Here is a 12194-nt window from a genome sequence, read left to right on the forward strand (position 1 = left end):
GATGGGTGTGCCCATTACAGCAAATTGAGCGGCTATGTAAATAGCAACTTGGGTGGCAACGCGATGAATCGTCCCTTGATTTTCAAGGGGCGTTTTTTATTTTGATTTTATTATTTGGAGGGATTTCATTATGAAAACGATTTTCTCAGGTATCAAACCAACGGGAACAGTAACACTCGGAAATTACTTAGGTGCGATGAAACACTTCGTTAACTTACAAGATGGTCATGATGCGTATTATTGTGTCGTCGACTTGCACTCGATCACGGTCGATATCGATCGTGTCGAACTGATGAACAATACACGCGCCCTTGCTGCACTTTATATCGCAAGTGGTCTGAATCCAGAAAAATCAACAATCTTTGTTCAATCAGAAGTCAAAGCGCATGCACAACTCGGCTGGATGTTGACGTGTCTCTCCGGGATGGGTGAGCTCGAGCGTATGACACAATATAAAGATAAATCACAAGGAAAAGACCGAATCGGTGCAGGATTGTTCGTCTACCCAACACTCATGGCAGCTGATATCCTACTCTATGATGCGGAACTCGTTCCAGTCGGTGATGATCAAAAACAACATATTGAGTTAACGCGTGACTTGGCTCAACGTTTTAATAGTCGTTACTATGAGACGTTCACATTACCAGAACCAATCATAGCTGAGTCAGGAGCTCGAATCATGAGTCTGACGACGCCAGATAAAAAGATGTCAAAATCTGATCAGAATCCGAAAGGCTTCATCTCGATGCTTGACGCACCAGATGTCATTCGTAAAAAAGTGAAGTCAGCCGTCACGGACTCGGAAGGTATCGTCAAATTCGATCGCGAAAACAAACCAGGTGTATCGAATTTGCTTGAGATCTACTCTTTACTCGCTGGCATCTCGATTCCTGATCTCGAAACCAAATACGAAGGTTCAAACTACGGAACATTTAAAGCAGATGTCGCGGAAGCTATTATTTCGGAACTTGAACCGATTCAACAACGCTACTATGAATTGATTGATTCTGAAGAACTCGATCAGATTCTTGACGCTGGGCGTGACCGTGCTGAAGCCGTTGCTGCTAAAAAGATCGCGAAAATCGAGAAGGCAATGGGGTTACAACGGAAACGTGCTAAGGTAAAAAAATAAGACTTCCTCCAAAAGAGATCGGAATGCTCCGGTCTTTTTTGATATTTTCAAACAAAAAACTGCTTCCGAATTAAATCGGAAGCAGTTTTTATTTTGCTTATTTTCCTTCGATCGAAGCCCATTTGTACGAGAAGTCTGCGCCGAAGTTATGCTCGACGACACCTTTGACGTATGGTTTAACGAGGAATGCACGTCCACGCTGATAAACAGGTGAGATCGCTGCAGAGTCGAGAAGGATTTTCTCAGCTTCTTGCAATTCAGACCAGCGTTTTGCTGCATCTGTTTGTGTTTGAGCATCTTTGATGAGTTTATCATACTCTTCATTTGACCACTTACCACGGTTGTATGGTCCGTCTGTCAAGAAGAGATCGAGGAACGTCATTGGATCTTGGTAGTCAGGTCCCCAGCCCGCGAATGAAAACTGGAAGTCCCCTTTGTTTTCAAGATCAAGTTTGTTTTTGAATGGTTGTTGTTTGATTGTGACCTTCATACCTGGAAGGTTTTTCTCAAGTTCACCTTTCAAGAACTCACCGATTTTCTTAGCATCGTCGCTATCGTAGTTCAAGAGTTCAAGATCAACCGATTTTTGACCGATTTCCTTTAAGCCCTCTTCCCAGAGTTTTTTCGCTTCGTCTGCATTGTATTCGTTGAATGCTGGATACTTATCACGGAAGTCTTTTCCGTCAGCATCTTTCGCGAAATCTTTTGGTACGAGATAGTTCGCTGGAAGTGATCCGTTTGCGAGGATGACATCTGTGATCCCTTTTTTATCGTAACCCATGTCGATTGCGCGACGGATTTTTTCGTTATCAAGCGCTTTTACCTTCGTGTTGAGGTAGAGGTAGAAGATTGTTGATTCGCCTTTTGTTTTGAATTCTTTATTATCTTTGAACTGGGCAACGAACTCAGATGTTAAACCTGTGCGATCGATGTCACCTTTTTCGTAAAGGTTAACACCAGTTGCAACTTCTTTAACGACCTTAACGTTGATCGTTTTAAGTTTAACGGCATCTTTATCCCAGTAGTTATCGTTTTTGACCATTTTCCAGCCTTGCTCACGTGTCCACTCTGTTAATTTGAATGGTCCGTTATAGAGCGCTTTGTCTGCAGTCGAACCGAAGTCTTTCCCGATTTTCTTCGAGAGTTCTTCTGATTTTGGCATGAATGGTCCGAATCCAGTGAGTCCGAGGAAGTAATCTGCAGGTGCTTTTAACTTAACTTCGAACGTTTTGTCGTCGATTGCTTTGACGCCGACGGCATCACGCTCGCCTTTTTTCGTATTGTACTCTTCTGCACCTTCGATGTTGTAGAAGACGTATGCATACTGTGAAGCGTTCTCTGGATTAAGAACTTCTTTCCATGCATATTCGAAGTCTTTAGCTGTGATTGGAGTACCGTCAGACCACTTCGCATCACGTAATTTGAACGTGTATGTCTTTTTGTCTTCTGATACTTCATGACTCTCAGCGATACCTGGTGTTGGCTGCTGCTTGTCATCAAGACGGTAAAGACCTTCCATCGTGTTGTTTAACACGTTGAATGAAACTGCATCTGTAGAAGTCGTCGGGTTAAGTGTCGGGATATCCGAACCTTCGATCAAGTTAAGTGTTTGATCACTAGATTTTTTGTCTGAACCAGTGTCGCCCGATTTGTCGCCTGAATCCGTTGTCGAACAAGCTGCGAGGAACGCACTTGATACGAGAGCTACTGAAGTAGCTAAAGCAAAACTTTTCTTCTTCATGTTACGATGACCCCCCTAGGTTTCTAAAAAATGATACTGTCAGGTTTTTGACCGAAAAAAAAAGAATTACTATATTCGAATCAAACCCTTCGTTACAAATAGTTTACAATGTTCTGATAATTTTGCAAACCTTTTATCCGATTTTTCTAAATATTTTTTCAAAAAAGACTGGGACCTCACGAAAAAATGGTCCCAGCTCAGTGATTATTTTAGAATTTTCATTGCGCGAAGTAGGTATTCCGGTCCATAAATCGGTACTTCGATTCCTTGAATCGTATCAGAAACATATAATTTCTCTGTCGTCTGATACAAAGGAACGATGACGGCATCTTGATTGATCAACTGTCTTTCAGCTTGATGATATAACGCCTGTTTTTTCTTTATATCTCGTACCTGCCGTGCTTTTTCGATCAATTGATCGTACGTGTCTGATTGATAGTTTACGGAATTCAACGGATTATCTGATACGAACTGATTCAAATATGCAAGTGGACCTGGATAATCCGGCATCCATCCCGTTAACGTCATCGCGTACTGAGCTGACTGTTCTTTATCAATCTTCTCTTCAATCGAAGCTGGTTTAAGAACGATATCAATATCAGGCAACTGTTTCTCAAGATACGTCTCGAGCTGTTTCCCGATCCGTTTTGCCTGTGGATCATCAAAATTAAGCATCTCGATTCGTTGTTTCTTCTGTTGTTTACCATTTTCTTTTTTTACTTGTACCGGTTCTGTCATTAATACATTCGTATCTGTGACGACGAATCGATTCGTCGGAATGCCTGCATATCCTAAAGGAAGTTGAACGGACTCTTTTTCCATCAAGGCGTAAGCAATTCGTTTTCGGAGTGTCTTTTCGCGGAAGGCTTCATTTTTTTGATTAAATGCGATATAAAAGACACCGCTCCGCTTTTTTTGATAGGTTGGTCGAGAGACTTGATCTTCTTGTGTCTCGACACTCTCTTGTAACGGAAGAATCGCTGCTTTACTGTTCTCATACGTACTCCATTGCGTCTGATGATCAGAGATGATGCGGCTTTTCACTTCCTCGACTGTGACAACATTTTGTTGATGATACTGGTTGTTTTTCTTAAGCGTATATCCGTTTTTAGACATCTGTTCTAGTGTAAACGCACCATTACCCGTGAGGTCTTGCCACTTCTTGGATTCGGGTTGTGGATAAAAGACGGACATCGCGAGTAATTCTTTTAGATTCGAAACCGGCTGATTCAGCGTGATGACAAGTTGATCGCGTCCTCTCGCCTTTACACCTAAACGCTCTGGCTTCATTTTTCCGTCATTGACGGCACGTCCATTTTCAAACACTTCAAATAAAAAACCATAAGGAGAATTCGTTTTATTAGCTGCGACACGTCGGAAACTATCGACAAAGTCTTGTGCCGTGATCGGCTGACCCTGCGCATTTTTCGCTTGTTTGAGTTGAATCGTATACGTCAGACGATCCTTTGAGACTGACATATCCTGTGCTAATCCTCTACGGACGGATGTCCCAGAAGTAAAGACATATAATCCTTCATACAGTTGTGCTAACAGTGTCTGAGAACGACTATCTGTCGCTAACGCAATATCGGATGTCTTCGGGAGTGATGATTCAATTAATTCAACCTTCACTGCTTGGGTCTCCTGATCTGTTTTCGTCTTTTGAGATGATGATAGACGGTATATGAGCGTACCACTGAGACCAATCAATAAAAATAAGATCAATATCAGGATTGATGTTTTTCTTGTGATGTTAGTCATAAACGACTCCTTTCTGCGTCAAACACGCATTTCTCTATTGAATCAGAAAATCAGCAAAAAAGCGACCCCCTCGTTTTTTCAAGGGAATCGCTTAAGCTTAAGCTTCGTAACGTTTGAAGACGAGTGATGCGTTGTGTCCACCGAACCCGAGCGAGTTGCTCAGGGCGTAATTCAATTCGACGCTCCGTGCACCTTCCGTCACGTAATCAAGATCGCAGCCTTCACTCGGCTGTTTGAGATGAATCGTCGGGTGAACGGTTTGTTCTTGTAACGATTTGATCGTCGCAATCGCCTCGACGCCACCAGCGCCACCAAGTAAGTGACCAATCATCGATTTCGTTGAGTTGACGACAAGTTGTTTTGCCTGTTCACCGAAAACACTGTGAATCGCTTTTGTTTCAAGAATGTCGTTCATCGGTGTGCTCGTTCCGTGTGCATTAATGTATCCGACTGCTTCTGGTGCGATACCTGCATCTTGGATTGCCATTGCCATCGCACGCGCGCCACCGTCTCCATCTGGATCTGGAGCTGTGATGTGGTAGGCGTCAGCTGTTAATCCATACCCACTGACTTCAGCATAGATTTTTGCGCCACGTGCTACCGCATGCTCGTACTCTTCAAGAATCAAGATGCCTGCCCCTTCTCCCATGACGAATCCATCACGCCCTTCGTCAAACGGACGGCTTGCTGTCTCAGGATCGTGATTCGTTGACATCGCTTTGTTGGAACAAAAACCAGCAAACGCTAAGTTCGTGATTGGTGCTTCCGCTCCACCAGCGATCATGACATCTGCATCGCCCCGTTCGATGACACGAAGTGCTTCCCCGATGGCATTCGTTCCTGAAGCACATGCTGTGACAGAACAGTTATTCGGCCCCTTGGCTCCGGTATAGATCGATACCTGACCGCTTGCCATGTTCGGAATCATCATCGGAATAAAGAACGGGCTGACACGACGGTGTCCACGCTCGAAGTAAATTTTTGCTTGTTTCTCGATTGTCTCCACGCCACCGATTCCTGATCCAATCCAGACACCTGCACGTTCAGCAATCGACTTGATATCAATTCCAGCATCTTTTACAGCTTCCATGCTTGCGACAAGTGAGTAATGAACGAAGCGGTCCATCTTGCGTGCTTCTTTCGCCTCGATGAATTCTGTCACGTCGAAGTTCTGCAATTCGCCAGTGACCTTTGTTGGATATTCATCGATATCGAGACGCTCCATCGGTCGAATCCCGTTCGTTCCTTCTTTTAATGCTTCCCAGAATGTATTGGCATCGTTCCCGATTGGTGTCAGTGCTCCGATTCCTGTGACTACAACGCGTTTTCTCATCATCTTATGTGTTCTCTCCTTTAGTCCAAGTAATGTATGCTGCTCCCCAAGTCAATCCGGCACCGAATCCAGCAAGTACGAGCTTCGTACCAGGTGTCAGGCGTCCTTGTTGACGTGCTTCTTCGAGTGCGAGTGGGATTGAAGCAGCCGATGTATTCGCATGCTCATCGATGGTGACGATGACTTTCTCTTGCGGTATATGCAGCCGTTCGCACGCTGCATCAATGATGCGTAGGTTTGCTTGGTGCGGGATCAAGATATCGATATCTTCGAGCGTACTATCCGCTTTTTGAATGACTTTTTCAACGATTTCCGGTAATTTGCGAACAGCGAACTTAAAGACTTCACGACCATTCATCTCGATCGGTCCATCAATGTCCTTAAATAATAAATGTGCTCCGCGTCCATCTGTTCCAAGTTCAAAGGCATTAAGCCCCGCTTGCTCAGTTGGTCCGATGACGACTGCCCCTGCACCGTCTCCAAATAAGATGGCAGTTGACCGGTCTGACCAGTCGACGATACTCGACATTTTTTCAGCACCGATGACGAGCGCATGTTTTCCTTCGACTGTTGCTAACATGCTAGCAGCTGTTTGTAATGCAAAGATGAAACCACTACATGCCGCACTAATATCGAATGCAGTCGCTCCTCGTGCTCCAAGACGCTCTTGAACGATACAGGCAGTAGATGGAAACGCCCGTCCTGTTGCCGTTCCGACGACGATCAACCCGATGTCCTCTACTGTCAATCCAGCATCATCAAGCGCTTTCTGAGCAGCTTCTGTCGCTAAGTCAGTGACATCCACATCATCGGCTGCAATCCGTCGTGCCCCGATTCCTGTCCGTGTCCGAATCCATTCATCGCTCGTATCGAGCGTCGTTGCTAATTCATCGTTCGTCACGCGGCGTGACGGCAAAGACGTTCCTAATCCTACAATCCCGATCTTCATAAGGCATCCCCTTTTGTTATTAGTATCTGGTACTAATATAAAGCGTTAATATGCTTTTGTCAAAGAAAAAAGGAAGAGCATGGTCTCCCGTGCCCTTCCCCATACCTCATTCTGCTAACGTCCGTACGACTTCCATGACCATTTTAGCGGAATTGATTGACGCAATCTCGAGGAACTCATCAAACGAGAGTGACGCTTCTTCATTGGCGCTATCTGAAATCGAACGTGTTACGACGAACGGAACACCGAACTGATGACAGACTTGTGCGATTGGTGCTGCTTCCATCTCGACGGCTGCGACTTCTGGGAAGTGCGCCTTGATTTGAGCAGATCGCTCTGAATCGTGGATGAATGAATCGCCTGTCGCAATCAATCCATGGACGACGCGAATCGCATCCATCCGCTCGATGACGGCTTCTGCTGTCGCAACAAGCTTCGGATCTGCTTGATAGGCAGCTGGCATTCCAGGTACCTGACCATATTCGTATCCAAATGCCGTCACGTCGACGTCGTGGTGACGTACTTCTGTTGAGACGACGACATCCCCGACCGTTAAGCCTTCCTTGAATCCACCTGCTGAGCCCGTATTGATGACAGCACTTGGTTTGTAGTGGTCTAGCAATAATGTCGTCCCGATCGCAGCGTTCACTTTCCCGATTCCTGACTTCAAGATGACGACAGGAACGCTATTTAAAAGCCCTTCATAAAAATGATAGTTTGCGATGACTGTATCTTTACGTTCTGATAACTCATTACGCAATAAGTTGACTTCCTCTTCCATTGCGCCGATGATTGCGATTGGCATAATTCATTCCTCCATCAAACAGAAAGCCGGATTGCTCCGGCTCCTGTGTTCTTTATTTGATCGATGTAATTTTTACTGCGTATTCGCCGCCTGGTGCTGGTACAGAGACTTGATCTCCGACTTGGTGCCCCATTAAACTTTTCGCGATTGGTGATTCGTTCGAGATTTTACCCGTGAACGGATCTGCTTCGGCACTACCGACGATCGTATACGTATCTTCTTCGTTATCTTCGACACTTAAGAAAGTGACCGTCGTTCCGATACCGACGACCGAGATATCCTTCTCTTCTTCTGAGATGATGGCAACATTACGAAGCATCTCTTCAAGTTGAGCGATCCGGCCTTCGACCATCGCTTGCTCTTCTTTTGCTGAATCGTACTCTGCGTTCTCTGAAAGGTCACCGAACGAACGGGCAATCTTGATGTTCTCGACGACTTCTTTCCGGCGGACTGACTTCAATTCATTCAATTCATTTTCAATGTTCGCTTTACCTTCAAGCGTCATGTAGTATTGCTTTTCTGCCATTTTTGTCACGCTCCTTTTTATTCCACTAGTATAGTATATTCACATCTTTTTTGGAATCAATATCCTCTTTGATCGAGTGCTGAACGATAATCAAGAATCGCTCGAATCTTCGTCACGAGTAAATCGATAGCGACATGATTCTCTCCGCCTTCCGGTACGATGATGTCCGCATACCGTTTTGTTGGTTCACAGAACTGCAGATGCATCGGACGAACGACATTCGTGTACTGCTCAACGACTGAGTCGATTGAACGTCCACGTTCGTTGATATCGCGTTGCATCCGACGCAGAATGCGAACGTCCGCATCCGTATCGACGAACACCTTGATATCCATTAGTTCCCGTAACCGTTCGTCTTCAAGCGCTAAAATTCCTTCTACGATGATGACATCGCGTGGTTCGAGACGAATCGTTTCTTGTGCCCGCGTGTGGGCGACATAGTCATATACCGGTTTTTCAACGGCAATGTTTTCACGGAGCGACTGAATGTGCTCAATCAACAGACCATTATCAAAAGCGAACGGGTGATCATAGTTTGTCTGATACCGCTCCTCCATTGATAAATCACTTTGATCTTTATAATACGCGTCCTGCTCAATCATGACGATTGATTCACTTGGGAACGCATCGACGAGTGAACGTGCCACCGTCGTCTTCCCTGAACCCGTTCCGCCCGCTACACCAATTACTACCGGTTTTTGCATGTCATTCGTTCCTCCATCATTTCGACTTTTTCCGACTGACGGATACACCGTCACCGAGCGGAAAAATCGTCGTATCGTATTGTTCTTGTTCCATCATCCAGACCGTGAATTCCTTGACGAGACGCACGAGTCGACGTCTTCTTCGATCGAATGTCTTCGGATCAGACTCGAGGACATCTCCGTGTAAGAAGAGATTATCCGTATAGAGCACGCCGCCCTCAGGAATGAGTCGCCCATATCCTGCAAAGAATTTTTTATACTGTCCTTTAGCTGCATCAATGAAGACCGCATCGAACTGGTCTTCAAGCGTTTCGGCTAATTCTACTGCATCACCAAAAATGATGTCAATCCGGTCCGCCACATCTGACCGGGCGATGAAGGTTTTTGCTTCTTCATACCGCTTTGCATTCCGTTCAATCGTCGTAATGCGCGCATCCGGTAGCGCACGGGCCATCCGAATCGCACTATATCCGATTGCGGTTCCAACTTCTAGAATGCGCTTCGGTTGTTGTAATCGCAATAGCGATAACAAGACTTCGGAACCTGTCAGTTCGATGATTGGTATATGATGTTCTTCCGCATAACGCTCCATTTCTTCTAACAGAGCATCTCGAGGATGAATCATTGATTCGACATAGGTCGTGAAATCATTCACGCCATTCACTCCCTCTTCCGCATAAACAGGTTGACTTGAAGCGAACTTCCCGCTTCAACCCAACCCGTTGCTCATTGCTCTTTACTCGCTTCGTATTCCACCCATTCCGGCTTATACTTAACGACGTTTCGTTGATGTTCTTCATATGTCTCTTCGTATAGAATCTGTCCTCGTGGATGTTTATCACTTGGTGGACGGGCGAAGAAATAGACATATTTCGTTTTATTCGGATTTAACACGGCAAGTACCGAATCTTTACTGACCGTTGAAATCGGACCGATCGGAATCCCTTCGTACTTATACGTATTGTACTTCGAATTGTTCTCGAGATCCTTCAGCGTTGTTAAGGCCGTATTTTCACCTGTGCCATACCAAACCGTTGGATCCGACTGTAACTTCATACCGTCATCCAATCGATTTTTGAAGACACCAGCGATTTCACGACGATCATCTGCTGTCGCCGCTTCACGCTCGACCATGGAACCGAGACTGAGTACTTCATGGAAGGTCATGCCAGACTTTTGAATAGCATCCTCATTCTCATCGTAGACTTTTTCTGTTTCATCGAGCATCGTCTCGACGATTTGATCAATGCTTTTTCCTTTATCAAACTCATACGTTGCTGGGAAGAGGTACCCTTCAAGTGCATACAGGACACCATTCTTCTTCACTTCATCCGTCAACATCGGATATTTTTCAATCATGCTGTCGATGAATGTCGCATCCGTCAATTCTTTACGGACCGTCTCTTCCTTGAAGTTCGTTGCTTTCGCGATCAAAGCAATTTGACGATCCATCGTGATGCCTTCAGGTAACGTGATTTTCACATCCGCTGCCTTCATGACCGTTCCCGTCTTTAATTCATTGATGATTTCATCCGGGGACATGGCTTGTGACAGTGTATACGTACCCGCCTGGAATGACGATTCATTCTTGTAACGGACGTAGTAACGGAAAATCGTCTCGTTTGCGATTAAGTCTTTTTCCTTTAGTAAAGAAGCAATCGAACTCGTCCCTGCTCCTAAAGGAATTTCGACTTTGACGGATTTCGTCGCTGTTTCATCGACTGGTTCAAGCGCATTTTTCAAAAAGACATAGACGACCGCACTGGCAACTAGAAAAATCGTCAACAATACAGAAAGGATGATTAGCGTAATCCGGCGTGATGTCCGGCGTCGCCTTTTTTCGATTTCAGCATTTTGCTTCCATTCGTTCTCCATCGGTTCCTCCTTCTTCTCTTAAAACAAGGTGACATCGTAAGAGAAAGTCTCTTACGACGTCACCTGTCATGAGTCGGGTTAGTCTAACTGGTCTTCGAGCGTGTTAAAGACTTCTTCGATTTCATCCCAAGTCGCTGTATCGTCTTCATCGATTGGTACGAGGTTGAAGTCGTTGTCTCCATCACCGTATTCATCGAGTTCGTAAACGAAGATGTCGACTTCTTCTGCTTCGTCATAGTCTGCTCCGATTGGCTCGAGGAAGATGTATGTCTTGCTCGAACGTGGGCTTTCATAACGCAGACGTTCTACGAATTCGAAATCATTTCCTTCGCCGTCCGGAATTACGTAACGTGTTGGTTCATTCTGTTGCATCAGTGATCCGCTCCTTTAACGCAAGCTCGAGTTCATCCCAAGTTTGCTCATCATTTTCATCGATCAGGCTCAATTCGAAATCATCTTCGCCTTCTCCATATTCATCGATCTCACAGATGATCAGATCATCTGCTCCTTCGTCAGGGTTACCGATCATTTCAAGAAACAGATAGGTTTTTCCTGTACGTTCACTCGAGTAACGGTACCATTCTTCGAAAAGATGTTCGCCGCCCTCTTCATCTGGAAAGAGATACTGACGTTTTTCTTCAGCCATCGGTTTCTCCCCCTTCATCGGTTCGTCCGATCCAAGTACGATTGCAGGATCATGACGGCAGCCATCTTATCGATGACTTGTTTACGCTTTTTACGGCTGACATCGGCATCGATCAGCATCCGTTCTGCTTGCATCGTCGTCAACCGTTCATCCATGAAGACGACTTCAAGCCCGGTATGCTGTTCGATTTCCTTCGCAAAAGCTTCACTTGCTTCTGCGCGGGGACCGATGGAACCGTTCATGTTTTTCGGAAGACCAATGACTAGGATTTCGACATTGTATGTCTTCATGATGACATCGAGCCGTTTGAAGGCTTCTGGGTAATCCGGTTCCGTCCACTTGACCGTCTCGACGCCTTGCGCCGTCCAGCCCATCAAGTCACTGACCGCTACCCCAATCGTCTTCGAACCGACATCTAGTCCCATTGCACGTTTCATTTTGAATTTCCACTCTCCGCCAAATAAGATTTCACGAGTTCTTCGAGCAATTCGTCGCGTTCAATCTTACGAATTAAATTACGTGCGTCATTATGACGAGGAATGTAAGCAGGATCTCCTGAAAGGAGATAGCCGACGATTTGGTTGATCGGATGATATCCTTTTTCTTCTAAAGCATGATAGACCGTCAACAACACATCACGTGTCGCTGCTTTGTTATCGTCTTCCGGAAAGTTGAATTTCATCGTTTGATCCATCTGACTCACGTTCATCACCTCTTTCATA

14 protein-coding genes and 1 other annotated feature (1 of these 15 only partly in view) are annotated in these 12194 nt (G+C 45.3%); of the genes, 1 reads left to right on the plus strand and 13 read right to left on the minus strand.

All coding sequences use genetic code 11. From position 1 onward, the window contains the following. Positions 1–79: a binding site (T-box leader), on the plus strand; it begins 127 nt to the left of the window's first position. 51 nt (positions 80–130) lie between these two features. Beyond that, a complete protein-coding gene (trpS, locus tag KNQ11_RS07840; protein WP_149427655.1) occupies positions 131–1132 on the plus strand; it encodes a tryptophan--tRNA ligase in 1002 nt (333 codons plus the stop codon). Positions 1133–1229: 97 nt separating this feature from the next. On the opposite strand, the gene KNQ11_RS07845 is transcribed toward trpS, so the two are convergent. The 13 genes from KNQ11_RS07845 to KNQ11_RS07905 form a co-directional block, all read right to left on the minus strand. Then, the gene (locus KNQ11_RS07845; protein ID WP_029342219.1) at positions 1230–2873 is read right to left on the minus strand and encodes a peptide ABC transporter substrate-binding protein; all 1644 of its coding nucleotides are present in this window, start codon (positions 2871–2873) and stop codon (positions 1230–1232) included. 204 nt (positions 2874–3077) lie between these two features. Next, the gene (locus KNQ11_RS07850) at positions 3078–4505 is read right to left on the minus strand and encodes a peptide ABC transporter substrate-binding protein (RefSeq protein WP_214770972.1); all 1428 of its coding nucleotides are present in this window, start codon (positions 4503–4505) and stop codon (positions 3078–3080) included. A 226-nt stretch (positions 4506–4731) separates the two neighbouring features. Then, a complete protein-coding gene (fabF, locus tag KNQ11_RS07855) occupies positions 4732–5970 on the minus strand; it encodes a beta-ketoacyl-ACP synthase II (RefSeq protein WP_133207561.1) in 1239 nt (412 codons plus the stop codon). 1 nt (position 5971) lies between these two features. After that, positions 5972–6916: a beta-ketoacyl-ACP synthase III gene (locus tag KNQ11_RS07860; protein WP_050677578.1), complete on the minus strand. Its 945-nt coding sequence runs from the start codon at positions 6914–6916 to the stop codon at positions 5972–5974. A 106-nt stretch (positions 6917–7022) separates the two neighbouring features. Next, a complete protein-coding gene (gene mtnN, locus KNQ11_RS07865) occupies positions 7023–7721 on the minus strand; it encodes a 5'-methylthioadenosine/S-adenosylhomocysteine nucleosidase (protein ID WP_023468903.1) in 699 nt (232 codons plus the stop codon). 52 nt (positions 7722–7773) lie between these two features. Next, positions 7774–8247 (minus strand): transcription elongation factor GreA, encoded by a 474-nt coding sequence (greA, locus tag KNQ11_RS07870; RefSeq protein WP_029342224.1) that lies wholly within the window; start codon positions 8245–8247, stop codon positions 7774–7776. A 56-nt stretch (positions 8248–8303) separates the two neighbouring features. Continuing rightward, positions 8304–8951: a uridine kinase gene (gene udk / locus KNQ11_RS07875; protein ID WP_023468905.1), complete on the minus strand. Its 648-nt coding sequence runs from the start codon at positions 8949–8951 to the stop codon at positions 8304–8306. Positions 8952–8967: 16 nt separating this feature from the next. Continuing rightward, on the minus strand, positions 8968–9606 hold the full coding sequence (locus KNQ11_RS07880) for an O-methyltransferase (protein WP_023468906.1): 639 nt from the start codon (positions 9604–9606) through the stop codon (positions 8968–8970). A 71-nt stretch (positions 9607–9677) separates the two neighbouring features. Then, positions 9678–10826, minus strand: a complete 1149-nt coding sequence (mltG, locus tag KNQ11_RS07885) for an endolytic transglycosylase MltG (protein ID WP_149427657.1) — start codon at positions 10824–10826, stop codon at positions 9678–9680. Positions 10827–10904: 78 nt separating this feature from the next. Further along, positions 10905–11198, minus strand: a complete 294-nt coding sequence (locus tag KNQ11_RS07890; protein WP_023468908.1) for a DUF1292 domain-containing protein — start codon at positions 11196–11198, stop codon at positions 10905–10907. Further along, positions 11185–11472 carry a DUF1292 domain-containing protein gene (locus tag KNQ11_RS07895; RefSeq protein WP_023468909.1) on the minus strand — a complete coding sequence of 96 codons (288 nt, stop codon included), beginning with the start codon at positions 11470–11472 and terminating at the stop codon, positions 11185–11187. Before KNQ11_RS07895 ends, KNQ11_RS07890 begins: the two co-directional genes overlap by 14 nt. Before the next feature lie 14 nt (positions 11473–11486). Further along, positions 11487–11909 carry a Holliday junction resolvase RuvX gene (gene ruvX / locus KNQ11_RS07900; protein WP_023468910.1) on the minus strand — a complete coding sequence of 141 codons (423 nt, stop codon included), beginning with the start codon at positions 11907–11909 and terminating at the stop codon, positions 11487–11489. Then, complete coding sequence (locus KNQ11_RS07905; RefSeq protein WP_029342229.1) at positions 11906–12175, minus strand: IreB family regulatory phosphoprotein; 270 nt, start codon at positions 12173–12175, stop codon at positions 11906–11908. The genes ruvX and KNQ11_RS07905 overlap by 4 nt, the downstream gene beginning before the upstream one ends. Between the last annotated feature and the right edge of the window lie 19 nt (positions 12176–12194).

The organism is Exiguobacterium sp. s39, from assembly GCF_018618925.1.
In the GTDB taxonomy this organism is placed as follows: domain Bacteria; phylum Bacillota; class Bacilli; order Exiguobacteriales; family Exiguobacteriaceae; genus Exiguobacterium_A; species Exiguobacterium_A abrahamii.

Excerpts from the sequence above, each read along its gene's own strand:
- mltG (WP_149427657.1), bottom strand. The coding sequence starts at position 10,826 with ATGGAGAACGAATGGAAGCAAAATGCTGAAATCGAAAAAAGGCGACGC.
- trpS (WP_149427655.1), top strand. The coding sequence starts at position 131 with ATGAAAACGATTTTCTCAGGTATCAAACCAACGGGAACAGTAACACTC.
- ruvX (WP_023468910.1), bottom strand. The coding sequence starts at position 11,909 with ATGAAACGTGCAATGGGACTAGATGTCGGTTCGAAGACGATTGGGGTA.
- greA (WP_029342224.1), bottom strand. The coding sequence starts at position 8,247 with ATGGCAGAAAAGCAATACTACATGACGCTTGAAGGTAAAGCGAACATT.
- fabF (WP_133207561.1), bottom strand. The coding sequence starts at position 5,970 with ATGATGAGAAAACGCGTTGTAGTCACAGGAATCGGAGCACTGACACCA.
- mtnN (WP_023468903.1), bottom strand. The coding sequence starts at position 7,721 with ATGCCAATCGCAATCATCGGCGCAATGGAAGAGGAAGTCAACTTATTG.
- KNQ11_RS07895 (WP_023468909.1), bottom strand. The coding sequence starts at position 11,472 with ATGGCTGAAGAAAAACGTCAGTATCTCTTTCCAGATGAAGAGGGCGGC.
- udk (WP_023468905.1), bottom strand. The coding sequence starts at position 8,951 with ATGCAAAAACCGGTAGTAATTGGTGTAGCGGGCGGAACGGGTTCAGGG.
- KNQ11_RS07860 (WP_050677578.1), bottom strand. The coding sequence starts at position 6,916 with ATGAAGATCGGGATTGTAGGATTAGGAACGTCTTTGCCGTCACGCCGC.
- KNQ11_RS07845 (WP_029342219.1), bottom strand. The coding sequence starts at position 2,873 with ATGAAGAAGAAAAGTTTTGCTTTAGCTACTTCAGTAGCTCTCGTATCA.
- KNQ11_RS07890 (WP_023468908.1), bottom strand. The coding sequence starts at position 11,198 with ATGCAACAGAATGAACCAACACGTTACGTAATTCCGGACGGCGAAGGA.